The organism is Rhizobacter sp., assembly GCF_032229685.1.
Lineage (GTDB): Bacteria > Pseudomonadota > Gammaproteobacteria > Burkholderiales > Burkholderiaceae_C > LMDS01.
The window spans coordinates 64,418-87,710 of record NZ_JAVTWP010000010.1; the positions used below are offsets into that span (position 1 = coordinate 64,418).

Annotated in this window: 17 protein-coding genes; 4 read left to right on the forward strand and 13 right to left on the reverse strand. The window is 66.7% G+C overall.

From position 1 onward, the window contains the following. Positions 1 to 5: 5 nt before the first annotated feature. Entirely contained in the window at positions 6 to 917 is a 912-nt protein-coding gene (locus tag AC30PD_RS03940) for an alpha/beta fold hydrolase (protein WP_489534334.1), read from the reverse strand. A 79-nt stretch (positions 918 to 996) separates the two neighbouring features. Then, the gene (gene yihA, locus AC30PD_RS03945; RefSeq protein ID WP_489534335.1) at positions 997 to 1,701 is read right to left on the reverse strand and encodes a ribosome biogenesis GTP-binding protein YihA/YsxC; all 705 of its coding nucleotides are present in this window, start codon (positions 1,699 to 1,701) and stop codon (positions 997 to 999) included. 62 nt (positions 1,702 to 1,763) lie between these two features. Here yihA and AC30PD_RS03950 point away from each other — a divergent pair, with 62 nt between their 5' ends. The 4 genes from AC30PD_RS03950 (at position 1,764) to msrQ (ending at position 4,556) form a co-directional block, all read left to right on the forward strand. Further along, entirely contained in the window at positions 1,764 to 2,390 is a 627-nt protein-coding gene (locus tag AC30PD_RS03950; RefSeq protein WP_489534336.1) for a c-type cytochrome, read from the forward strand. Between the two features lie 90 nt (positions 2,391 to 2,480). Further along, positions 2,481 to 2,819 (forward strand): hypothetical protein, encoded by a 339-nt coding sequence (locus AC30PD_RS03955; protein WP_489534337.1) that lies wholly within the window; start codon positions 2,481 to 2,483, stop codon positions 2,817 to 2,819. 71 nt (positions 2,820 to 2,890) lie between these two features. Continuing rightward, positions 2,891 to 3,883: a protein-methionine-sulfoxide reductase catalytic subunit MsrP gene (gene msrP, locus AC30PD_RS03960; RefSeq protein ID WP_489534338.1), complete on the forward strand. Its 993-nt coding sequence runs from the start codon at positions 2,891 to 2,893 to the stop codon at positions 3,881 to 3,883. A 16-nt stretch (positions 3,884 to 3,899) separates the two neighbouring features. Next, a complete protein-coding gene (msrQ, locus tag AC30PD_RS03965) occupies positions 3,900 to 4,556 on the forward strand; it encodes a protein-methionine-sulfoxide reductase heme-binding subunit MsrQ (protein WP_489534339.1) in 657 nt (218 codons plus the stop codon). 32 nt (positions 4,557 to 4,588) lie between these two features. On the opposite strand, the gene AC30PD_RS03970 is transcribed toward msrQ, so the two are convergent. From AC30PD_RS03970 to AC30PD_RS04020, 11 genes are all read right to left on the reverse strand, one after another. Next, positions 4,589 to 4,873 (reverse strand): STAS domain-containing protein, encoded by a 285-nt coding sequence (locus tag AC30PD_RS03970; RefSeq protein WP_489534340.1) that lies wholly within the window; start codon positions 4,871 to 4,873, stop codon positions 4,589 to 4,591. A gap of 6 nt (positions 4,874 to 4,879) precedes the next feature. Further along, positions 4,880 to 5,512: an MlaC/ttg2D family ABC transporter substrate-binding protein gene (locus AC30PD_RS03975; protein WP_489534341.1), complete on the reverse strand. Its 633-nt coding sequence runs from the start codon at positions 5,510 to 5,512 to the stop codon at positions 4,880 to 4,882. A 151-nt stretch (positions 5,513 to 5,663) separates the two neighbouring features. Then, complete coding sequence (locus tag AC30PD_RS03980; RefSeq protein ID WP_489534342.1) at positions 5,664 to 6,482, reverse strand: MlaA family lipoprotein; 819 nt, start codon at positions 6,480 to 6,482, stop codon at positions 5,664 to 5,666. Positions 6,483 to 6,499: 17 nt separating this feature from the next. Continuing rightward, on the reverse strand, positions 6,500 to 6,997 hold the full coding sequence (gene mlaD / locus AC30PD_RS03985) for an outer membrane lipid asymmetry maintenance protein MlaD (RefSeq protein ID WP_489534343.1): 498 nt from the start codon (positions 6,995 to 6,997) through the stop codon (positions 6,500 to 6,502). 24 nt (positions 6,998 to 7,021) lie between these two features. Beyond that, entirely contained in the window at positions 7,022 to 7,804 is a 783-nt protein-coding gene (gene mlaE / locus AC30PD_RS03990) for a lipid asymmetry maintenance ABC transporter permease subunit MlaE (protein WP_489534344.1), read from the reverse strand. Continuing rightward, the gene (locus tag AC30PD_RS03995) at positions 7,801 to 8,646 is read right to left on the reverse strand and encodes an ABC transporter ATP-binding protein (RefSeq protein WP_489534345.1); all 846 of its coding nucleotides are present in this window, start codon (positions 8,644 to 8,646) and stop codon (positions 7,801 to 7,803) included. Before AC30PD_RS03995 ends, mlaE begins: the two co-directional genes overlap by 4 nt. Positions 8,647 to 8,788: 142 nt before the next feature. Continuing rightward, positions 8,789 to 10,267: a glutamate synthase subunit beta gene (locus AC30PD_RS04000; protein ID WP_489534346.1), complete on the reverse strand. Its 1,479-nt coding sequence runs from the start codon at positions 10,265 to 10,267 to the stop codon at positions 8,789 to 8,791. Between the two features lie 38 nt (positions 10,268 to 10,305). Continuing rightward, positions 10,306 to 15,105: a glutamate synthase-related protein gene (locus AC30PD_RS04005; protein ID WP_489534347.1), complete on the reverse strand. Its 4,800-nt coding sequence runs from the start codon at positions 15,103 to 15,105 to the stop codon at positions 10,306 to 10,308. A 168-nt stretch (positions 15,106 to 15,273) separates the two neighbouring features. After that, a complete protein-coding gene (locus AC30PD_RS04010; protein ID WP_489534348.1) occupies positions 15,274 to 15,972 on the reverse strand; it encodes a transposase in 699 nt (232 codons plus the stop codon). A gap of 84 nt (positions 15,973 to 16,056) precedes the next feature. Beyond that, complete coding sequence (locus tag AC30PD_RS04015; RefSeq protein WP_489534349.1) at positions 16,057 to 16,812, reverse strand: energy transducer TonB; 756 nt, start codon at positions 16,810 to 16,812, stop codon at positions 16,057 to 16,059. A gap of 13 nt (positions 16,813 to 16,825) precedes the next feature. Further along, complete coding sequence (locus tag AC30PD_RS04020; RefSeq protein WP_489534350.1) at positions 16,826 to 23,275, reverse strand: PilC/PilY family type IV pilus protein; 6,450 nt, start codon at positions 23,273 to 23,275, stop codon at positions 16,826 to 16,828. Between the last annotated feature and the right edge of the window lie 18 nt (positions 23,276 to 23,293).

Sequence of the window (23,293 nt, forward strand, 5' to 3'; positions counted from 1 at the left end):
GCGCCTCAGGCGCCGAGCGACTTCTCGATCTGCGCTGCGATGAACGCCGGCCGCTCGTGCACGATCCAGTGCGTGGCGCCGGGCACCCGCACGAGGCGCATGTTCGGCACGAAGGCCTCGAGCCCGTCGAGCAGCGCCACCGGCAGCGCCATGTCGTCTTCGGCCCAGACCACGTGGGTCGGCACCTTCACGGTCACGAAGTCGGGCTCGAAGGCCAGCTGCATCAGCGAGGTGTCCTGCGGCGTTGGTGGCCGCAGAGGCGTGGCGCGGTAGTAGTTGCAGCCGCCGGTGAGGCCGGCCGACCAGACGGCGCGGTACTGGTCACGCACCGCCTCGGTGAGCCAGCCGCCGCCTTCGTGGCCCGTGTCGGCCGCGCCCATGTTCGTGAACATCGGCCACATGCGGGCGAAATCGTTCTCGGCCAGCAGCTGCTCGGCGTCGGGCCGGCACAGGAAATTCATGTAGGCGCTGGCTCGCTGTTGTTCCGGGCTGTGCTGCAGCTCGCGCAGGAAGGTGGCCGGGTGTGGCGAGTTGATGATCACCAGGCGCTTGAGCATCTGCGGGCGCTGCACCGCGAAAGTCCAGGCCACGGCGCCGCCCCAGTCGTGCGCGATCAACGCTTCGAGCGGGCCGCCCGCAGGCGAGACGACCTGCGCGATCAGCGCGTCGAGATCGCTGGTCAGGTGCTTGACGCGGTAAGCCTCGGGCTCGACCGGCGCCGACGACTTCTCGAACCCACGCAGGTTCGGCGCGATGCAGCGGTAGCGGTCGCCGAAGTGTTCGAGCATCGCATCCCACACGAAAGCCGCTTCCGGAAAACCGTGCAGAAAGATCAATACCGGCGCACCCGGGCGGCCGCTGGCGCGGCAGCTCAGCGTCACGCCACTTGGCAGCTCGGCAAAAAAGGTTTCGATCATCGAGGGGCTCCTTCGCGCGCAGTATCGAGGCGGGAAAGGCAGCGCCGCGTCACCCGCGAGACAGCGGGCCTGGTGCGGCTCAGGCCGGGTGAACCCAGTCGTGCAGCACCTGCGCCGCGTCGCCGACACCCGACTTCTTCAAGGCCGAGAACAGCGCGACCCGCACGTCGGCCTCGTCGGTCGTGGTCTCGGCCAGCGCCGCCTGTGCCGCGGCGAGCGCGGCGTTCGACTCGCTGCGGTTGAGCTTGTCGGCCTTGGTCAGCAGCACCAGCAGCCTGACCGAGCCGCTGCCCACGCGCGGGCCGACGAAGCTCATCAACTGGCGGTCGAGGTCGGTGAAGCCGAGCCGCGAATCGATCATCAGCACCACGCCGACAAGGCTGCGGCGCACGTTCAGGTAGTCGGCCATCACCTTCTGCCAGCGCAGCTTGGCGCCGCGTGCCACGGCCGCGTAGCCGTAACCCGGCAGGTCGGCGAACAGCGAGTTCGCGGCCAGCTTGGGCCCGAGCTCGAACAGGTTGATGTGCTGGGTGCGGCCCGGCGTCTTCGACGCGAAGGCAAGGCGCTTCTGCTGCGTGAGCGTGTTGATCGCGGTCGATTTGCCGGCGTTCGAACGGCCAACGAAAGCGATCTCGGGCAGCTCGGTCGGTGGCAGCTGGCCGAGCTGGCTGGCGGTGGTGAGGAATCGGGCCGTGTGCGCCCAGCCCAAGGCGCGTTTTTCGGCGGCCAGGCGGTCTGCGGGCGTTGTTTCGGCCGCTGGATTCGTATTGTTTTGCTCGGCCATGGAGACGCCCAAAGCGCTCATTGTAAAATCTCGCGGTTTTGCACTGGAAAATGCGCCACGTCATGAAGTCTGCTGCCCTGATGCTCGTCTGTTTGCTGACCGCCGCCTCGGCGGGCCCGGGCTTTGCCGCCGAGGCCCAAGCCAGCGCGAAGCCCGATCTGGCCAAGGGCCAGACGACCGTGACCAACGTGTGCGGCGCCTGCCACACCGCCGACGGCTCGCGCGGCAGCCCGGCCAACCCGATCCTGCAAGGCCAGCACCCGGAATACCTGGCCAAGCAGTTGGCCGAGTTCAAGGCTGGCAAGCGCGTCAACGCCATCATGCAGGGCATGTCGGCCACGCTGAGCGAAGCCGACATGAAAAACGTCGCCGCTTTTTATGCCAGCAAGGAAGCCAAACCCGGCTTCGCGAAGAACAAGGATCTGGTCTCGCTCGGCGAGAAGATCTACCGCGGCGGCATCGCCGACCGCAGCATCCCGGCCTGCGCCGGCTGCCACAGCCCGAGCGGCGCCGGCCTGCCGGCCCAGTATCCGCGCCTGGCCGGCCAACACGCCGACTACACCGAAGCCCAACTGGTCGCTTTCCGCGGCGGTGCACGCAAGAACAGCCTGCCGATGACCGGCGTGGCAGCCAAGATGAACGACAAGGAAATCAAGGCCGTGTCGGACTACATCGCCGGCCTGCACTGACGGGCGGCTCCGGCCGATCGCCAAAAAGGGCCGGTCTTGACCGGCCCTTTTCACGAGCGCGCCCACCGGCCGGTCGGTATAGTGCGCCGCATGCCCTACGTTCGTCGCGACGCCTCCGGCCAGATCGAAAGCCTGCACCGCAGCCCCGGCGAAGCGCACGAGTTTCTGGCCGACGGGCACCAGGACGTGCTGGCTTTCGTCGGCAGCCCCGGCCACGACGCTCCGCAGGCCTTCGACCGCCTCGATGCCGACTTCGTGCGCGTGATCGAAGACCTGATCGACACGCTGATCGTGCGCAACGTGATCAACATCACCGACCTGCCCGACCAGGCCCAGGCCAAGTTGTTCGCACGCAAGAGCTTTCGCGAACGAGTCTCGAAAAGTTCGCTCCAACTTTTCGAGCCCACCGACTTCGGCGACGTGATCTGAGCCCCGGCCGCGCTGTAAGAAGCGCGGCGGCCGTGGCGACGTAATTTCGACTACTCACACCGGACAGCACCATGCATTTCCTGAAGGACCGAGGTTTCGTCCACCCCCAGAGCTCCGAGATCACCCCGCCTGCGGCCTATGCCGGCCGGCGCGACATGCTCAAGCTGCTCGCCACCGGCGCTGCCGGCGCCACGCTGGCGGCCTGGGCGGGGCGTGATGCGCTGGCCCAGACCGCGCGCGCCAACAAGCTCGCGGCACTGCCCGCGGCGCGCAGCGCGGTGCCCGGCGCTGTCACGATGGAAAAACTCACCCCGTACGTGGACGTGACCGGCTACAACAACTTCTACGAGTTCGGCACCGACAAGGGCGACCCGGCGCAGAACGCGCACACGCTCAAGACCCGGCCGTGGACGGTGGCCATCGAAGGCGAAGTCAAGAAGCCCAAGGTCTTCGACCTCGACGAGCTGCTGAAGCTGGCGCCGATGGAAGAGCGCATCTACCGGCTGCGCTGCGTCGAAGGCTGGTCGATGGTGATTCCGTGGATCGGCTATTCGCTGTCGGAATTGATCAAAAAGGTCGAGCCGACCGGCAATGCCAAGTACGTGGAATTCGTGACGCTGGCCGACCCGAAGACGATGCCCTTCGTGGGCTCGCGCGTGCTCGACTGGCCCTATGTGGAAGGGCTGCGCATGGACGAAGCCATGCACCCCTTGTCGCTGCTGAGCTTCGGCCTGTATGGCGAGGTGCTGCCCAACCAGAGCGGCGCGCCGGTGCGCATGGTGCTGCCGTGGAAATACGGCTTCAAGAGCGGCAAGTCGATCGTCAAGATCCGCTTCGTCGAAAAAGAACCCGGCACGGCCTGGAACAAGGCGGCGAAGAACGAGTACGGCTTCTATTCCAACGTGAACCCAACGGTTGACCACCCGCGCTGGAGCCAGGCGACCGAGCGCCGCATTGCCGAAGACGGGCTGTTCGCGAAGAAGCGGCCGACGCTGATGTTCAACGGCTACGAAGCCCAGGTGGGCCAGTTGTACGCTGGCATGGACCTGAAGAAGTTCTACTGACCGGCGCACCTTCGCGATGAACCAGAGCACGGTGCTGACCCCGAACGCCGCCCCGCTGCCCGCGCGCAGCAAGCCGGTGCTGCTGCGGCCGGTGGCCAAGGTGTTGCTTTTCGTGCTGTGCCTGCTGCCGCTGGCCTGGCTCGTCTACGGCGCGTTCGCCGACGCGCTCGGCGCCAACCCGGCCGAAGCGCTGATCCGCTCGACGGGCGACTGGACACTGCGTTTCCTGTGCATCACGCTGGCTGTGACGCCGCTGCGCCAGATCACGAAGCAGCCCGCGCTGGCGCGCTTTCGCCGCATGCTGGGCCTGTTCGCGTTCTTCTACGGCTGCCTTCATTTCCTGTGCTACGGCTGGCTCGACATGGGCTTCGTCTGGAGCGACATCGTGCGTGACATCGCCAAGCGCCCGTTCATCCTGGTCGGCAGCAGCGCGCTGCTGTTGATGTCGCCTCTGGCATTGACCTCGTTCAACCGTGCCATCAAGGCGCTGGGCGCGCCCCGCTGGCAGCGCTTGCACCGGCTGGTCTACGCGGTCGTTCTGCTCGGGTTGCTGCACTTCTTCTGGATGCGCTCGGCCAAGCACAACTATGCCGAGGTGGCGGTCTACGCTGCGGTGATCACGGCGCTGCTGGGCTGGCGGCTGTGGGCGCGCTTCAAGGCGAAGCGCGCCTGACGCGCGCCCGCTAGCGCGCCCGATAGCGCGGTTCAGGCCGCCGGTGCGGCCTCTCGCAGCAACAGCACGTCTACCCCGTACAGCTTGGCCAGTGCCGCCAGCTTCGGCGGCGCATTGCGCACCGCGAAGGGCTTGCCGAAGGCTTTCGAGAGGCGCTGGCATTCGAGCAGCACCGCCAGCGCCGAAGAGTCGAACTGCTGCAGGTTGCCCGCATCGACCACGACACCGCTCGCGGGCTCGTTCTGCAGCGCCTGTGCGAGCAGGCGCTGCGTGTCGCGCGCTTCGCGTGCGGTGATGGTGGCGGGCAACAGCAGCATCGCGCTTCAGCTCTTGGCGCCGCCGGCCGAGGCCTTGGCGTTGCGCTCGGCGAGCTTGGCGATCAGGCCGTCGATGCCGTTGGCACCGATCTCCTGCGAGAAGGTGTTGCGGTAGTTCTCGACCAGCCAGATGCCGAGCACGTTCACGTCGTAGATCTTCCAGCCGCCGGCCACCTGTTCGAGCCGGTAGTCGAGCTGGATCGGATCGCCGCGGCCGCGGATCTCGGTGCGCACCACCACTTCCTTGTCTTCAGGGCTCGCGCGCATCGGCTTGAGCTGCACGGTCTGGTCACGCACCTGCGCGAGGGCGCCGGAATACGTGCGCACCAGCAGCACCTTGAACTCGTCCTGCAGCTTCTTCTGCTGCTCGGGCGTGGCCTGGCGCCAGTAGCGGCCCACGGCAGAAGCCGTCATGCGCTGGAAGTTGACGTGCGGCATGACCTTGGCATCGACCAGCGCGATGACCTTCTGCACGTCGCCGTCCTTGATCGACTTGTCGTCGCGCACCGAATCGAGCACGTCGGTCGAGACTTCCTTGATGAGCGCGTCAGGGGCTTTGGTGGCCTGGGCTTGCGCGAAGGCACACCCCAGGCTGAGCGCGGCCACAGACAGCCAGGCAGTGATTCGGTTCGTGGTCATCCAACAATTCCTTTCGTTTCGCGGGCCGCACGCGGCCCCACGTTTCTCAGAGCCCGCGCCGCACTTTTGGTTCAGCACGGGGCGAGATCATCAACGCGGCAAGCAGCTTCTTCGTTCACAGGGAAACAGACGCGACCCATGTTGCGAATTGTCACTTCGGCGCCGAAGCGGCAGAGGCGGCCGGCGCGGCGGCGGCTGCGGAAGCGGCCGGCGTCGGTGCCGATGCAGCCGCGGCCGGCATGGGCACATCGGCATCGTCGGCCGGGTTGGGCGATGCCGGCTCGTCGCCGTCGAACACCAGGCTGCGGCGGCGCTGCAGATAGGCGTCACGCAGGAACGCGTATTTGTCGAGCGCGATGTCGTCGAGCAGCTGGCTGGCGCCGAGCAGGTTGGCGCGCGTGTTGATCACTTGCAAGGCCGTGATGCTCCATTGCGCGCCGCCGTTGTCGATGACCAAGGCCGGCGAGACCGAACGGTCGAGCGGCAAGGCGATCGAGTCGCGCACCGACGAGGGCCCGAACAGCGGCCACACCACGTAGGCCCCGGCGCCGAAGCCCCAGGTGCCCAGCGTCTGCCCGAAGTCTTCGTAGCGGTGGTCGAGCCCGAACTCGGTGGCGATGTCGAGCAAGCCCGCAAAGCCGAACACGCTGTTGGTCGTGAAGCGCACCGTGTCTTCCATCGCGTAGCGCAACTTGCCCTGCAGCAGGTTGTTGATGGCCGACCAGGCGTCGGCGGCGTTGCCGAAGAAGTTGTCGACACCGCGGCGTACGAACTGCGGCACGACCTTGGCATAGACCGTGGCCACGGGCTTGAGGAAGTTCTCGTCGAGCCCTTCGTTGAACGCGAAGACCTTGCGGTTCCAGTTTTCCCACGGGTCGAGCTTCTGGCCGGCGCCGTGTGCGTCGGGGATCGTGGCACAGGCGCTGAACAGCAGGCTCAAGGCCAGCAACAACACGGAGGCGAACCGCAAGGGCCCGCGGTGTCGGGTCACTTCTTCGCTCCCGCCCCGGCCGGTGCAGCAGCCGCGCCAGCATCGTCGGCCTTGCTGAACAGGAACTGGCTGATCAGGCTTTCGAGCACGACCGCCGACTGCGTGGACTTGATCGTGTCGCCCGCGACGAAGACCTTTTCTTCGGCACCGGCCTCGAGGCCGACGTACTGGTCACCGAGCAGGCCCGAGGTGAGGATGCGCGCCGACGAGTCGCTCGGGAACTGCACCGAGCGTTCCATCTCGAGCCGCACCACGCCCTGGTAGGTCTTGGCGTCGAGCGTGATCGACGCGACCCGGCCCACGGTGACACCGGCGCTGCGCACCGGCGCGCGCACCTTCAGGCCGCCGATGTTGTCGAACTTGGCCATCAGCGTGTAGGTGTCGCCGCCGCTGAAGCTGCCGAGGTTCGCGGCCTTCAACGCCAGGAACACGAGCCCCGCCATGCCGAGCAGCACGAACACGCCCACCATGGTTTCAATGCCTTTTTTGCCCATCGTCTTTTCCCTTCAAACCTGGTTCTACGGCGTCGAGAACATCAACGCCGTGAGCACGAAGTCCATCGCCAGCACGCCGAGCGATGCGATCACGACCGTGCGTGTGGTGGCGTGTGCCACGCCTTCGGGCGTGGCCTTCGCTTCATAGCCCTGATACACCGCCACGAAAGTGCAGATCACGCCGAACACCATGCTCTTGATGATGCCGTTGCCGACGTCACGCTTCACGTCGACGCTGCTCTGCATGATCGACCAGAAGTTGCCGGAGTCGACGCCGATCAGCAGCACGGCCACCACGTACGCGCCGAGAATGCCGACCGCAGAAAACAGGATCGCCAGGATCGGCATGGAGATGATGCCGCCGAGAAAACGCGGCGTGAGCACGCGGCTCTTCGGGTCGATGGCCATCATCTCCATCGCGGCGAGCTGCTCGCCGGCTTTCATCAGGCCGATCTCGGCCGTGAGCGAGGTGCCGGCGCGGCCTGCGAACAGGAGCGCGGTGACGACCGGACCGAGCTCGCGCACCAGTGAGAGGTTGACGATCAAGCCGAGCGATTCCGACGCGCCGTAGGTCACCAGCGCGTAGTACATCTGCAGCGCCAGCACGAAGCCGACCGCCAGGCCCGACGACATGATGATCACGAGCGACAGGTTGCCGATCGAGTGGATCTGCGCCACCACGAGGAACGGCCGGCGCAGCGCAGCCGGGATGTTGCGCAGCAGGTCGTAGAAGAAAAAGGCGTGGTGGCCGAGCGACTCGAGCACATCGAGCGTCTTGCGGCCGACGGCGCTCACGAGCCCGCTCATGCCGCCACCCCGAAGTCTTCGGCCAGCGGTTTGGCAGGGTAGTGAAAGCGCACCGGGCCGTCGGGTTCGCCGCGAATGAACTGGCGCACTTCCGGGTCTTCCGACGCGTTCAGTTCGGCCGGTTTGCCATGGGCCACCACGCGGCCTTGCGACGACATCAGGTAGGCGTAGTCGCAGATCGCAAAACACTCCTGAACGTCGTGCGAGACGATCAGCGAGGTGGCGCGCGTGGTGTCGTTGAGCGTGCGGATCAGGTTCGCGGCCACGCCCATCGAGATCGGGTCAAGGCCGGCGAAAGGCTCGTCGTACATGATCACTTCGGGGTCGAGCGCCACCGCTCGCGCGAGTGCGACCCGGCGCGCCATGCCACCCGAAATCTCGGAGATGCGCAGTGGCGCCGCGCCGCGCAGGCCGACCGCGTTCAGCTTCATCAATACGATGTCGCGGATCATCGGTTCGGCCAGGTCGGTGTGTTCGCGGAGGGGAAAGGCCACGTTCTCGAACACCGACAGGTCGGTGAACAGCGCGCCGAACTGGAACAGCATGCCCAGGCGGCGGCGCAGCTTGAAGAGTTGTTCCTTGTTGCGCGTATCGACCACTTCGCCATCGAAACGCACGACACCTTTGGTGGCTGGATGCACACCGCCGATCAGCCGCAACAAGGTGGTCTTGCCACAACCCGAACCGCCGAGGATCGCGGTGACCTTGCCACGCTCGAACTCGAGCGACACATCGTTGAGGATGCTGCGGCTGGCGTCGTACCCGAAGCTGACGTGGTCGATCTCGATCAGCTTGTCGGGTGTCAAGTGATCGGCGTTCGGCGTGGGAGTTTCACTCGGCATTCGTGAGATGTTCTTGTCGCGGGTGAGAGGCCCGGAACGCCCGTGAGGCAGGGCGTCGGCATCGCTCGAAACATTGTCGCATGGGCCCTGCGCACGCGCAGGACTGCCGCAAACACCTTAACGCGCAGTTACAGAGCGGCGCTCAGCGCGGCAAGTCGCTCGCGCCCATCAGGAATTCATCGACCGCGCGCGCCGCCTGGCGGCCTTCGCGGATCGCCCAGACGACGAGCGACTGGCCGCGCCGCATGTCGCCGGCGGCAAATACCTTGGCCACGTTGGTGGCGTAGCCGCCGCTGAAGTCCATGCTCGCCTTGGCGTTGCCACGCGCGTCTTTCTCGACCCCGAACGCTTCGAGCACGCTGGCCACCGGGCTCACGAAACCCATCGCCAGCAGCACCAGGTCGGCCGGAAGCACTTGTTCGCTGCCCGGCACTTCAACCATCTTGCCGCCTTGCCATTCGACCCGAACCGCCTTCAGCGCCTTGACCTTGCCTTTGTCCTTGCCTTCGCCGCCGATGAATTCCTTGGTGGCGATCGCGAACTCGCGCTCGCAGCCTTCTTCGTGGCTCGACGAGGTGCGCAGCTTGATCGGCCAATAGGGCCACACGAGCGGCTTGTTCTCCTGCTCGGGTGGCATCGGCATCAGCTCGAACTGCGTGACGCTGACCGCGCCATGGCGGTTGCTCGTGCCCACGCAGTCGCTGCCGGTGTCGCCACCGCCGATCACGACGACGTGCTTGCCGTCGGCACGCAGCTGGCCCTTGATCTTGCCGCCGGCATTGATCTTGTTCTGCTGCGGCAGGAATTCCATCGCGAAGTGGATGCCTTCGAGATCACGCCCCGGCACCGGCAGGTCACGCGAGGCTTCGGCGCCACCGGTCAGCAGCACCGCGTCGAACTCGGCCTTCAGCTGTTCGGGCGTGATCGTTTCCTTGGCCCAGTTGGTGACCTTGCTGCCTTCGGGCATCTTGCCGACGAGCACGCCGGTGCGCATGGTCACGCCTTCGGCCTGCATCTGCGCGACGCGCCGGTCGATGTGGCTCTTTTCCATCTTGAAATCGGGGATGCCGTAGCGCAGCAGGCCGCCGATGGCGTCGTTCTTCTCGAACAGCGTCACGTCGTGGCCCGCGCGCGCGAGTTGCTGCGCCGCCGCCATGCCGGCCGGGCCCGAGCCGACGACGGCGATCTTCTTGCCCGTCTTCTGCTTCGCCTTGCGCGGCACGACCCAGCCTTCGGCCCAAGCGCGGTCGATGATCGCGTGCTCGATGCTCTTGATGCCGACCGCGTCGTCGTTCACGTTCAGCGTGCACGCCGCTTCGCACGGCGCCGGGCAAATGCGGCCGGTGAACTCGGGGAAGTTGTTGGTCGAGTCGAGCACGGCGAACGCGTTCTTCCAGTCGCCGCGGTACACGAGGTCGTTGAAGTCCGGGATGATGTTGTTGACCGGGCAACCGTTGTTGCAGAACGGCGTGCCGCAGTCCATGCAGCGTGCGCTCTGCACTTTGGCATCGGCGTCTTTCAGGCCGATCACGAACTCGCTGTAGTTCTTCAGGCGCTGGGCGACGGGCGCGTAGCCCTCTTCCAGGCGCTCGTATTCCATGAAGCCGGTGACTTTGCCCATGATGTCTCGTGTGGTCGTGTTGCTGGTAACTGCGCGGCTTACTTCGCCGGAACGGTCTTGCTCTTCGGCTCGGCGCCCTTCGCCTTGGCGATGGTGTTGCCAGCCTCCTGCACCGCTTTCGACTCGCTGCCAAGCAGCGCGGCCTTCGCCGCCTGCTCGCCGAGCGCCCGCTTGTATTCGTTCGGGAACACCTTGACGAACTTGCTGCGCGACTCGACCCAGTGGTCCATGATGTGGCGCGCACGCAGGCTGCCGGTCCACTTGTGGTGGTCTTCGACCATCTTCTTCAGTAGCGATTCGTCGGTCTGCGACTGGTGCCACAGGCCCTGATTGCCGCCCGCTTCCTGTTCGGCCGCGCCCAGCACCTTGTCGAGCGACACCATCGAGGTGTTGCAGCGCGACGCGAACGTGCCGTCTTCGTCGTACACGTAGGCCACGCCGCCGCTCATGCCGGCTGCGAAGTTGCGCCCGGTCTTGCCGAGCACGACCACGGTGCCGCCGGTCATGTATTCGCAACCGTGGTCGCCGGTGCCTTCGACGACAGCCGACGCACCCGACAAACGCACCGCGAAACGCTCGCCGGCCACGCCGCGGAAGAAAGCTTCACCGCTGGTGGCACCGTACAACACGGTGTTGCCGACGATGATGTTCTGCGTGGCGTCACCACGGAACTCGATGCTCGGGCGGATCGCGATGCGGCCGCCGCTCATGCCCTTGCCGGTGTAGTCGTTGGCGTCACCGATCAGGTAGATCGTGATGCCCTTGGCCAGGAAAGCACCGAAGCTCTGGCCGCCCGTGCCTTCCATCTGCATGAAGATGCTCTGGTCGGGCAGGCCTTCGGGGTGGCGGCGGATCAGCTCGCCCGAGAGCATGGCGCCGACCGTGCGGTTGACGTTGCGCACTTCTTCGATGAACTGCACCTTCTCGCCACGCTCCAGCGCCGGCATCGCTTTCTGGATCAGCTTCACGTCGAGCGCGCGAGCCAGGCCATGGTCTTGTTCTTCGGTCTGGCGGCGCGCCACGTCGGCGGGTGCCGAAGGCAACTGGAAGATGCGGCTGAAGTCGAGGCCACGCGCTTTCCAGTGCGCCACGCCCTTCTTGGTGTCGAGCAGGTCGGCGCGGCCGATCAGGTCGTCGAACTTCGCGATGCCGAGCTGCGCCATGATCTGGCGCGCTTCTTCAGCGACGAAGAAGAAGAAGTTCACCACGTGCTCGGGCCGGCCCTGGAACTTGGCGCGAAGCACCGGGTCTTGCGTGGCCACGCCGACCGGGCAGGTGTTGAGGTGGCACTTGCGCATCATGATGCAGCCTTCGGCCACCAGCGGTGCGGTCGCGAAGCCGAACTCGTCGGCCCCGAGCAGCGCTCCGATCACCACGTCGCGCCCGGTTTTCATCTGGCCGTCGGCCTGCACGCGGATGCGCGAGCGCAGGCGGTTGAGCACCAGGGTCTGCTGCGTTTCGGCCAGGCCCAGTTCCCAGGGCGTGCCGGCGTGCTTGATCGAACTCCACGGCGACGCGCCCGTGCCGCCGTCGTGGCCGGCGATCACCACGTGGTCGGCCTTGGCCTTGGCCACGCCGGTGGCAATCGTGCCCACGCCCACCTCGCTGACGAGCTTGACGCTGATGCTGGCGCGCTGGTTCGCGTTCTTCAGGTCGTGGATCAGCTGCGCCAGGTCTTCGATCGAGTAGATGTCGTGGTGCGGCGGCGGCGAGATGAGGCCGACGCCGGGCACCGAGTAACGCAGCTTGCCGATGTAGTCGGTCACCTTGCCGCCTGGCAGCTGACCGCCCTCGCCCGGCTTGGCGCCCTGCGCCATCTTGATCTGCAACTGGTCGGCCGACACGAGGTACTCGGTCGTGACGCCGAAGCGCCCCGACGCGACCTGCTTGATCTTCGAGCGCAGCGAATCACCTTCGTTGAGCGCGAAGTCGACCTGGATGTTGCCCGGCCCGATCACGTCGCTGAACTTGGTGCCCTGCTTGATCGGGATGCCCTTCAGCTCGTTGCGGTAACGCGCCGGGTCTTCGCCACCTTCGCCGGTGTTCGACTTGCCGCCGATGCGGTTCATCGCCACCGCGAGGTTGGCGTGCGCCTCGGTGCTGATCGAGCCGAGCGACATCGCGCCGGTGGCGAAACGCTTGACGATCTCGGCCGCCGGTTCCACGTCGGCGAGCGGGATCGATCGGGCCGGGTCGAACTTGAACTCGAACAGACCGCGCAGCGTCATGTGCCGATGCGACTGGTCGTTGATGATCTGCGCGTATTCCTTGTAGGTCTCGAACTTGTTGGCACGCGCGCTGTGCTGCAGCTTGGCGATCGCGTCGGGCGTCCACATGTGTTCTTCGCCGCGCACGCGCCAGGCGTATTCGCCGCCGGCGTCGAGCATGTCGGCCAAGACCGGGTCGTCGCCGAAGGCCGCCTTGTGCATGCGGATCGCCTCTTCGGCCACCTCGAACACACCGATGCCACCGACCTGGCTCGCGGTGCCGCGAAAGTACTTCTCGACCATCGGCTTGTCGAGGCCGATGGCTTCGAACAATTGCGCGCCGCAGTAAGACATGTAGGTCGACACGCCCATCTTGGACATGATCTTCGACAAGCCCTTGCCGACCGCCTTCACGTAGTTGTAGATCGCCTTCTCGGCCGAGAGGTCGCCGCTCAGATCCTTGTGGATGTCGACGAGCGTTTCCATCGCCAGGTACGGGTGCACGGCTTCGGCGCCATAGCCTGCGAGCACGCCGAAGTGATGCACTTCGCGCGCCGAGCCGGTCTCGACCACGAGGCCGGCGGTGGTGCGCAGGCCTTCGCGCACCAGATGCTGGTGGATCGCCGACAGCGCCAGCACGGCAGGGATGGCGACGGCGTCGCGGTCCATGTGGCGGTCGCTGATGATCAGGATGTTGTGGCCGCTCCTGATCGCGTCCACGCTCTCGGCGCACAGCGATGCGAGCTTGGCTTCCACGCCTTCGTCACCCCAGACGAGCGGGTAGGTGATGTTCAGCTCGTAGCTCTTGAACTTGGCGCCGGTGTGCTTTTCGATCTCGCGCAGCCGCGCCATGTCGTCGAAGTCGAGGATCGGCTGCGGCACTTCGAGCCGCATCGGCGGGTTGATCGCGTTGATGTCGAGCAGGTTCGGCTTCGGTCCGATGAATGACACGAGCGACATCACGATCGCCTCGCGGATCGGGTCGATCGGCGGGTTCGTGACCTGCGCGAACAACTGCTTGAAGTAGTTGTAGAGCGGCTTGTTCTTGTCCGACAGCACCGCCAGCGGCGAGTCGTTGCCCATCGAGCCAATGCCTTCTTCGCCGGCTTGCGCCATCGGGCTGAGCAGGAACTTGATGTCTTCCTGGGTGTAGCCGAAGGCCTGCTGACGATCGAGCAGCGGCTCCTTTGGCGCGGCCGGGCGCACACCAGCCGGCACGTCTTCCAGCTTGACGCGCACGCTCTCGATCCACTGGCGATAAGGCTTGGCCGAGGCGAACTGGTTCTTCAGTTCTTCGTCTTCGATGATGCGGCCTTGCTCCAGGTCGATCAGCAGCATCTTGCCGGGCTGCAGGCGCCACTTCTTGACGATGCGGTTCTCGGCGATCATGGGCAGCACGCCGGATTCGGAGGCGCCGACCACCAGGTCGTCGTCGGTCACGATGTAGCGCGTGGGGCGCAGGCCGTTGCGGTCGAGCGTGGCGCCGATCTGGCGGCCGTCGGTAAAGACCATCGCGGCCGGGCCGTCCCAGGGCTCCATCATCGCGGCGTGGTACTCGTAGAACGCGCGGCGGCGCTCGTCCATCGTCGAGTGCTGTTCCCAGGCCTCGGGGATCATCATCATTGCGGCGTGGGCGAGCGAGTAGCCGCTCATCACCAGCAGCTCGAGTGCGTTGTCGAAAGTGGCGGTGTCGCTCTGGTGCTCGAAGCTGATCGGGTAGAGCTTCTTCAGGTCGTCGCCGAGCACCGGCGACTTCATCACGCCTTCGCGCGCACGCATCCAGTTGAAGTTGCCCTTGACGGTGTTGATCTCGCCGTTGTGCGCCACCATGCGGTAGGGGTGCGCGAGCGGCCACTCGGGGAAGGTGTTGGTCGAGAAGCGCTGGTGCACCAGCGCGAGCGCCGAGGTCACACGCTGGTCCTGCAGGTCCTTGTAGTACTTGCCCACCTGGTCGGCGAGCAGCAGGCCCTTGTAGATGACGGTGCGGCAGCTCATGCTGGGCACGTAGTACTCGCGGCTGTGCGTGAGCTTGAGCGCCTGGATGGCCGCCGACGCAGTCTTGCGGATCACGTAGAGCTTGCGTTCCAGCGCGTCGGGCACGATCACGTCGGGGCCGCGGCCGATGAAGATCATCTTCAGGATCGGCTCTTTCAGCCGCACCGTCGGCGACATCGGCATCTCGGCGTCGACCGGCACGTCGCGCCAGCCGAGCAGGATCTGGCCTTCGGCCTTCACCGCGCGTTCGAGTTCCTGCACACAGGCCAGGCGCGAAGCGTGTTCCTTGGGCAGAAAGATCATGCCCACGCCGTACTCGCCGGGCGGCGGCAGCTCGATGCCGAGCGCGGCCATCTCGGCGCGGTAGTACTCGTCGGGGATCTGGATCAGGATGCCGGCGCCGTCGCCCATCAGCTTGTCGGCACCGACCGCGCCGCGGTGGTCGAGGTTCTCGAGGATCTTCAGGCCCTGCTCGACGATGCTGTGCGCCTTGCGGCCCTTGATGTGCGCCACGAAGCCCACGCCGCAGGCGTCGTGTTCCTGGCGCGGGTCGTACAGGCCGCCGAGGGCCGCGGTCTCGATTTCGGCAGCGGTTGCAGAAGCCACTGAACTGAGGTCGGAAGGGTTCGTGCGCATGGCGTTCTCGCAGGCTGGCTTTCTCGGGGAAAGGAGAATACTGCAGTGCAGCAATGGCATCAATTGCTATTAAATGGGGTCAGACACTATTAATGTGGGTTTTGCATTCGCAGCCCATTAAATAGGGACACTACATTTCGCAGCTCATCGGCGCGAGCGCTCGTGGGCTCAGACCGCCTTGCGCGGCCGGCCACGCGCCCGGGCGACGGGCCGCCTCGGAGTTTCTGAACCCAGGCTAGCAATAAACTCGCCAGACCCCATCGCCCAGCCTTTCATGGTGCTGGCCTCGACGCGGGCGAGTTGTTCGGCGGGCAGTGGCACTTCCAGCAGTGCAGCGTAGGCCGCCTCACGCTCGAAAGGCGTGTTTCCGAGCAGCCAGTAGCCAGAAGCAGGCGGCACACCGGCCAGCATGGGATCGTGCCGAATGCCGGCGTGGTGGGCAGCACTCGACCACATGAAGTCCACGACCGGGCCGGAAGCGCCGTAGCGGCGCGGCGCCTGTTCGATGTAGAGCATGCAGTTCAGCAATTCGGCCGCTCCACCGACCGGCGCGGCGCGAAAACGCCCTTGCCACAGCGCGCCGCTGCGCCCGTGCCGCCGATTGAAGGCGCCCACATAGAAGCGCGCCAGCGCCTGCATCGTGCGGCCGAGGTCTTCGGCGGCCACCGGCGTGGCCAGCAACTGCACCTCGTCTGCCCACAGTGTGCAGGCGTGGACCGCGACATGGTTCTCCGAGGCACTGCGCCGCAAAGCTTCGAGAAACAGCAGGTGGTCGGCAGCATCGATGAATGCCTGGCCACCGGCCACGGCACGCAGGCCCACATGGTGAGCCTGCCCGGCAACAACGAAGCGGCTGAGACGCGCCATGCGAAGGATCGAGGCTTGGAGCTGTGGGCGGGAGCCCGAGACCGCGACTGTAGCGAACACGCCCGGGCAGCCGCCCGGCGCGCTTCAGTATCCCCGGCCCGAGACCTTGCCGCGGTTGATGGGTGTGAACATCACTTCGATCGTGATCTGGCTCTTCACCGCCACGCCGAGCATGCGGCCCGGCGAGAACCTGGCCTTGCCGAAGGCTTCGAGCGCCGAGCTCTCGAACAAGCCCGCGGGGAAGGCGCGCACGACGGCAACGTTGTCGACCGTGCCCGCCTCGTTGATGAGCAGGCGCAGCACGACCGAGCCCTGCTGCTGTTTGGCCTCTTCGGGGTACAGCGGCTCCACGTCCTCGAGAGGGCGTGGCCCGGGGTCGAGGCGCCCCCCGGCGAAATAGTCGGGCGCGGGCGGCAGCCCAATGGGGGCGGGCGGCGCAGGGACAGCGCCACCAGCCGGTGCGAGCTTCGCGCCCGCTGCAGGCGCTTCGGCCATCGATGCCGTGGCCGCCCCGGCTCCCTTCGCGCTGGCGCGCACGGCAGTCGGTGGCGGTGGCAATGCTGGCGCGGCGTCCTGCACCGCCGGCACGACCGGCACCAAGGCCTCTGCCGCAAGAACAGGTGCGGCGGGCGCAACGGCTTCGCGTGTCAGCAGCCTCACGGCCATCACCGGCGGCGGTTCGTTCAGCGCGCTGCCGACCAGGGTCGGCCGCTGCGGCATCAGCAAGACGGCGTGCAAGGCGATCGCCAGCACACCGGCCACCAGCACCCGCAGCCGCCCCGCCGACCCGGCGGCAGGGCCACCCCCGAAAGGCGGCCGGGGCGCGAGCCAGGTCGCCAAGGCCCCTCGCCGCTTACTGCGCGATCTCGCGCCAGCTGATGCGGTTGCCACGCGGTGCGGCCGGCCCGATCGGCGGCGTGCCGACCGCGTTCGTGCCGTCGCCCTTGCGGATTTCGGTCTTGAACTGGCCGCCCGGCAACTGGATCGTCTTGATACCTGCGATCAGGCCGCCGTCCTGGATCACCGACACGCTCTGGTTCGGGCTGCCGGTGACGGCCAGGCCGGTGGCGAAGTCGAGGTAGTTGATCCAGCCGTAGCCGCCCGAGCTGCAGGCCGTGCTCTGCGGCACGTTGCTGCCGACGATGAGCGTGCCCAGCACGAGCTCCATGTTGACGTTCACGCGCTCACCCGAGTCGGGCAGGTTCACGACCCAGCCGTTGCTCGTGCCGCACTGCGCCGTGGTGCCGGTGCAAGCCACGGTGCGGTAGGCCGACGGGCCTGCGCCCACTTGTGTCATGGCCAGCGGCTTGAGCACCGAGCGCAGGTTCGTGTAGGCCGGGCTGCCGGCGAGCGGATCGATGATCCCGTAGATCGACTGCACCTGCAGGTCGCTCACGTCGCTCGCTCCGAGCAGGCGCCCGGTCGACACGAAGACCATCGGCTTGCCGTCGACTTCGGCGAGTTCGGGGCGCACGGTGATCGGCTCGGGCGCGCCGCCGGGGTCGGTGGCGGTGCCCACCAGCGAAGCTTCGAGGCCGCTCGGCGCCAGGTTGTTGTTGACGTCGAAGCGCCACACGTTGCCCAGCATGTCGCCGCCGTAGACCCGCACGGTCGTGTTGTTGACGATCGTGTTGTCGACGAAGTTGTTGATCTGGCCCAGGCCGCTCGGCGTGGTGGAGTCGCCCACGCCGGTCGAGATCTTGTGGATGATCCGGCCGGTCACTGCGTTCAGCACGTAGAGATAACCGACACCGTCACCAGCCGCAGGCGGCGAGCTGATGTTGTTGTAGCCCGACGTGAACATCACGACCCACTGGCCGCTGCTCAGCTTGGTGATGACGGGCCGGCCGAACGAGTAGCCCAGGTGGCAATCGGAGCCTGCGGTGGCCGGCGTACCGTCATAGCAGGTGCTGCTCCACTTGAATTCCCACAGCGCGTGTGGTGTGGCGGGGTTGGTCACGTCGAGCGCGTAGTAGCTCTTGCCGCCGGCGTTGAGGCCGGCCACGAGGAGCGTCTTCCACGACGAGGTGGCGGTGTCGAAGACATCGCCCACCGTCGGCGTGCCGTCGACCGAGTACTGGTGCGTGTTCTTGTAGTTCGCGTCGGCGAGCTTGTACAAGTTGGGCAACACGGCGCTCGGGATGATGGCCCACGCCTCGCGGCCGCCGTCGGGGTCGGTCACGCTGGTGCCGGCGTAGAAGGCGTGCAGCATGCCGTCGTTCGCGGCCGAATAGACCATCGGCGTGCGCGACGCGTTGGCGGTCTTGAAGGCCTGGTACCCGGCGTCGCCGTAGTCGGCGAACGGGCCCTTCACGTAGACCGGCTGCGCGTTGACCATGTCGCCGAGCACGTGCTCGCGGTCGCGGTACAACTTGTTGGCCGTGCCCGACTCGAAGCCTTCGTTGCCACGCTGGCCACGCAGGAAGTTGACGAGGTTGGCACCAGACGCAGCACTGCGCTGGTCGACGGTCGATGAAGAGCCGTCGGTCATGCTCGGGTACTGGCTCAGCACGGTGATGTTGGCGCCGGTGAAGTAGGCCCGTTCAGTCGAGTTCAACCCGGTGTCGGCGGCGCCGGTCGGTGCCATCGCACCGTCGCAGGCCTGCGTGTTCCAGCTGAAGTTGACCTTGTTGTCGGGAGCTCCGGCGCGCATCAGGAAGATCTGCCGGTTGTCGCACTGCAAGCCCGTCAGCGCGTCGAGCCGCGTCTGCGCCGACCAGACCGGCGCGCCAGGCACAGTCGCCCCCGTACCGTCGATCGTGGTCGTGCCGATCACGCCGGTGACCAAGTCGATCAGTTCGGCCCGCACGTCACCGGTCCACTTCGAGGTGACATAGCTCGCGACGAACGCGAAGTTGTCGCCCGCGGTCGGTTGCAGGCTCGAAGCACCCGCACTCGAACCCGAGGCCACCCGGGCCGTGATGCCGGCCAGGGCACCGCTCAGGCCGGCGATCACCGAGGTCGGGTTGCCGGCACTGAAGTACTGGCCGCGGCCGTTGACGGCGGTGTGCCAGTAGTCATCGATCGAGCGGGCGTTGTTCCAGTTGTCCTGATTGCTGTAGTCGATGGCCGGGTCGGGCCAGATCGGCCAGCTCTTGGTGCCGGTGCGAAGGTCGGCGAAGTCGCCGGTGGTCGCGGCCGAGCTGCGGTAGTCGGAGCGGTAGTTCAGCGTGCCCGACACACCGAGCGCGATCGTGAACGTGGTCATGTGCTGCCAGGTGGCGCGGTCGTCTTCGGGCCCGCCACCGATCGCGGGAACGCTGCCCGGGCCGGTGTTCGGCCAGGCGGCGCCCGGCCGCAGGTCGGTCACGTAGTAGTACTGCGCCACGTCGGCCAGCGAATTGGTGCTGCCACCGGCCACCGACACGCTGGTCACGCATGGCCAGCCGCTGGTGCACGACGCCGCGGAGGCGGTCGCGAGCGGCGGCTCGGCTGGCGCCGGGCGGTACGGGTTGGGCACCGGCAGCGCAGGCGGCGTGCTCAGGCCGGTGATGTAGCAGATGCCATCGGTCGGCTGGTTGGTGAGCGTGGACGTCGGGCCCGGTGTCGGCGACCCGATCGGAATGCTGCCGCTGAAGTTCTGCAGCACGCTCGTGATGGTCGAGTCGTACACACGCCGCAGGCCGGGCGCCGTGCCGGTCGCGCACGAGGTGGTGATGTAGTCGGGCGCACCGCTGTTGCCGTTGGTGCAGGCCAACACCGGCGTCGGGCCGGTGCCCGGGCCGTCGGTGCACACCGTGTTGACGTAGGCCGGGGCCGGTCCGACGCCTGCGGTGCAGGTGGCGACCGGCGTGGGTGGTGTGCCTGGCACTTCAACGCAGGTCGTGTTCACGTAGTTCGGCGCGCCGGTGGTGCTGAAGCCCGGTGTGCACGAAGCGACGAATGCAGCCGGTACCGTGGTGGTGTTGCAGGCCGTGTCGACGTAGTTGTTCGCCGCTGTCGGCGGGTCGACGACGCAAGCCCCGGGGTTCGCGCGGTACACGCTGGTCACACTCAGCGCGCACGTGGTCTGGATGAAGTTCGGGCCCGGGCCGGTCGTGGTGCCAGGTGTGCACGAGGCCACGCCCACGGCCGCCGTCGTCACCGGGGCCGGGCAGGTCGTCACGAGGTAACTCGGCGCGGCAGCAGTGCCGGCCGTGCAGCTCGCCACCGGCACGTTGGACGTGAGGTTGTTCTGCGTGCAGGTGGTGTAGACATAGCTGCCGTTGACCGTCACGCCCGGCGTGCAGGCCGGCGCGTTGACGGTCGGCGTGGTGATGGTCGTGCAGCCGATGGTCGTGTACTGGTTGCCAGGCGCCGCGGTCTGGTTGGTACAGGCCGGAACGGCCGGCACCGGCACCGTCACGTTGTTGTACGTGCAGGTCGAGGTGAGGTAGTTCGGCGCCGGGCCCGTGGTGGTGCCCGGCACGCAGGTCAGCACACCGACCGCGGGGGTGACGACTGGCGTGCAGGTGGTGACGATGTAGTTCGGCGGGCCGCTGTTGCCGGCCACGCAGGCAGCCACCGGCACGGCCGGCGTGGTGACCTGCGTGCAGGTGGTATAGACCCAGTTCGGCGCGCCGTTGTTGGTGGTGCCCAGCGTGCACGACGCCACCGGCGTCGGCGGGGTGGTCGCGGTGTTGCACTGAACGCTCAGGTAGCCATTGCCCGACGTCGGCAGCACCGGCGTGCAGGTCGTGGCGGCGGCCAGGAACACGGTGTTGTTGGTGTAGGCGCACGTGGTGCGCACGTAGTTCGGCGCCGCGCCGATCGTCGTGCCCGGCGTGCACGAGGCCACTCCGGCAGGCGTGGTGGCCGTGGTTGGCGAGCACTGCGTGTAGTAGTAGTTGGGTGCAGCACCGAAGCCGGCCGTGCACGTCGCCACGTTCGTCGGCGCGCTGGCCGCGATGGTGTTGATGGCGCAGGTGGTGTACAGATACGCGGCGTTGTTGGTCGTGCCGGCCGTGCAGGTCGAGTTGATCGGCGTGGCCGGCGTCGTGGTCGTGTTGCAGCTGATGCTGGTCCAGGCATTGCCCGAACCGGCGGTCTGGTCGGTACAGGCCGGGCTGCTCGGCACGTTGACGTTGACCTGGTTGATCGTGAGCGAGCAGATCGTGCGAATGAACGGTGAGGTCGAGCCGCCGGTGGTGCCCACCGTGCACGCCGGCCCCGGCGTGGCGGTCGACGTGTTGGTCGTGCACGACGTGGTCACGTAGTTGGGCGCGGCCGTGGTGCCGTTGGTGCAACTCGCCACCGCCACGTTCGTGGTGATCGGGATGTTGGTGCAGGTCGAGGTCACGTAGTTCGGCGCACCGCTGTTCGAGGTGCCCGGCGTGCACGAGGCCACCAGCGTGGCAGCGGTCGAAGACGTCGTGCAGGTGGTGGTCACGTAGTTCGGCGCGGCGCTGGTCGTGGTGCCCGGCGTGCAAGAAGCGATCGGCGCAACCGCAGCCACGGTGGTCGTGGTGCAGGTGGTCACGATGAAGTTCGGCGAGCCCGTGGTGCCGGGGGTGCAGCTCGCGACCGGCGTCAGCGGCGTCACTTCGCGGGTGCTGCAGCTGATGCTGCCACCGGGGGTGCAAGACGCCACGGGGGTGTCGCGCTCGGTGAGGCCGTCGTACGACAGGATCTGGTACTGACGCATCTTCAGTTGCGTCTGCCCTTGCTGGTACTGCTGCGTGGCCAGGCTGCGCTGGTAGGTGGTTGCGAAAGTCTGCGAAGTCTGTGTGCTGTATTGCAGCGTCGTGCGCTTCGTTTGCGATGTGGCACGCGTGTACTGCAGCGTCGCCGAATAGATCTGCTGCGTGCTCGTGGTGTACTGCTGCGTCACCCGGCTGCGCTGGGTGGTGCTGGCCAGAAGCTGGTTCGTGCCCTGCAGCGTCTGCACCGTGCTGAGCGTGTACTGCTGCGTGGTGCGGTTGGTCTGTACCGTGCTCGTCGTGTATTGCGTGGTGCTCTGCAGCGCCTGCAAGGTGCTGGTGGTGTACTGCGTGCGCGTGCGCTGGGTCTGCTCGGTGCTGGAAGTGAACTGCTTGGTGGCGGCCAGGCGCTGCGAGGTCGTGCGCAACAGCGCGGGGCCGTTGCAGTTCGCGTCGTAGTAGAAGTTGGACGCGTCACGCGTGGTCTGCACCGACGTGAGCGAGCCGTCCCACAGCGGGCGCGGTGTCAGGCCCGAAGCATCGGTGAGCGACCCGTCTTGTTGGCCCACCAGTGTGGTGCCATCGATCTGCACTGCACCACGGCTCGGGGTTTCTGCGCCGGCGTTCCAGTAGCCGTCGGTCGTCATGATCGTGAAATTCTGCTGACACGAGTACTGAACCGGGTCTTCGGGCATGCCGGAATTGATGCCGTCGGTCATGCCGGCGAAATGGCGGCCGACTCGCGCCAGGCCTTCACGCGCAGGTGAAGAACCGCCCGGCGACTGCGAGAACAGCTTGCTGAACCAGGCCGTGCGCTGGGTCGAATTGAAGTCGTTGATCGCGAGGTACTTGCTCGAGTTGATCGATGCGCTGCTGGGCGTGTCTTTCGGGTTGACCGTGACGAAGCCGACGCGGAAGCTGTCGGTCAGCGGCGTGAACGCCAGGCTCGCGGCGCTCTTGGTCAGGCTCATCCGCGTGCGGTAGTACGAATACCAGATCGCGAAGTTGGTGCGCTCGTCGGCGCCTGAGGGGCCGCTGGAGGCGCCCACGACCACACGGATCCAGTTGCCGCCGCCAGTCGCACCCTTCGATGCATTGCCCGTGAGGTTGTCGGTGTCGGTACAGGGAGCCGCCGCGTACGACAGCGTCTGCGAGCCGGTGTAGTAGTAGTAGTAGGCCGCGCCCGGCGTCGCGGGGCCACCGACCGGCGGCGCGCGCAGGGTCTTGGACTCGTACGGGATGAACGAGGTCGACAGGTTGACCGTGGACAGGTCCGACACATCGGGCGCGACGTAGTAGCTCACGTAGCCGGCGTAGGCTGCGCCAGTGAAGCTGGGCGTGGGGAACAGCGTGCCGTCGGGGCGCTTGGGCACCAGGTAGGTCTGGTTGCGGTTGTAGTACAGCACATTGCACTGCGCCGCCTTGTAGCCCACGCTGCCGGTGCCGGTGGCCACTTCAACCTCGTCAGGCATGTGGGTGCGGGCCATGGACTCGGAGGTGTCCATCAGCAGCATGATGTTCGGCTTGGCCTGCGCCGAGGTGGTGCTCGAGAACGGCGTGCTCGAGATGTCGGTTTGCGCCGCCAGCGCGGAGCCCGCGCCGAGCGTGGCCACGGCCAGTGCCAGCACGCTGCGAAGCGCGAGGCAAGTTCGGCCCGGGCCGAGGAGTTGTAGGATGCTGTTCATTGTTTTCTCCCTGAATCC

Excerpts from the sequence above, each read along its gene's own strand:
- mlaD (WP_489534343.1), bottom strand. The coding sequence starts at position 6,997 with ATGGGCAAAAAAGGCATTGAAACCATGGTGGGCGTGTTCGTGCTGCTC.
- AC30PD_RS03955 (WP_489534337.1), top strand. The coding sequence starts at position 2,481 with ATGCCCTACGTTCGTCGCGACGCCTCCGGCCAGATCGAAAGCCTGCAC.
- AC30PD_RS04005 (WP_489534347.1), bottom strand. The coding sequence starts at position 15,105 with ATGCGCACGAACCCTTCCGACCTCAGTTCAGTGGCTTCTGCAACCGCT.
- AC30PD_RS04000 (WP_489534346.1), bottom strand. The coding sequence starts at position 10,267 with ATGGGCAAAGTCACCGGCTTCATGGAATACGAGCGCCTGGAAGAGGGC.
- AC30PD_RS03995 (WP_489534345.1), bottom strand. The coding sequence starts at position 8,646 with ATGCCGAGTGAAACTCCCACGCCGAACGCCGATCACTTGACACCCGAC.
- yihA (WP_489534335.1), bottom strand. The coding sequence starts at position 1,701 with ATGGCCGAGCAAAACAATACGAATCCAGCGGCCGAAACAACGCCCGCA.
- AC30PD_RS04020 (WP_489534350.1), bottom strand. The coding sequence starts at position 23,275 with ATGAACAGCATCCTACAACTCCTCGGCCCGGGCCGAACTTGCCTCGCG.
- msrQ (WP_489534339.1), top strand. The coding sequence starts at position 3,900 with ATGAACCAGAGCACGGTGCTGACCCCGAACGCCGCCCCGCTGCCCGCG.
- AC30PD_RS03975 (WP_489534341.1), bottom strand. The coding sequence starts at position 5,512 with ATGACCACGAACCGAATCACTGCCTGGCTGTCTGTGGCCGCGCTCAGC.
- mlaE (WP_489534344.1), bottom strand. The coding sequence starts at position 7,804 with ATGAGCGGGCTCGTGAGCGCCGTCGGCCGCAAGACGCTCGATGTGCTC.
- msrP (WP_489534338.1), top strand. The coding sequence starts at position 2,891 with ATGCATTTCCTGAAGGACCGAGGTTTCGTCCACCCCCAGAGCTCCGAG.
- AC30PD_RS04010 (WP_489534348.1), bottom strand. The coding sequence starts at position 15,972 with ATGGCGCGTCTCAGCCGCTTCGTTGTTGCCGGGCAGGCTCACCATGTG.
- AC30PD_RS03970 (WP_489534340.1), bottom strand. The coding sequence starts at position 4,873 with ATGCTGCTGTTGCCCGCCACCATCACCGCACGCGAAGCGCGCGACACG.
- AC30PD_RS03950 (WP_489534336.1), top strand. The coding sequence starts at position 1,764 with ATGAAGTCTGCTGCCCTGATGCTCGTCTGTTTGCTGACCGCCGCCTCG.
- AC30PD_RS03940 (WP_489534334.1), bottom strand. The coding sequence starts at position 917 with ATGATCGAAACCTTTTTTGCCGAGCTGCCAAGTGGCGTGACGCTGAGC.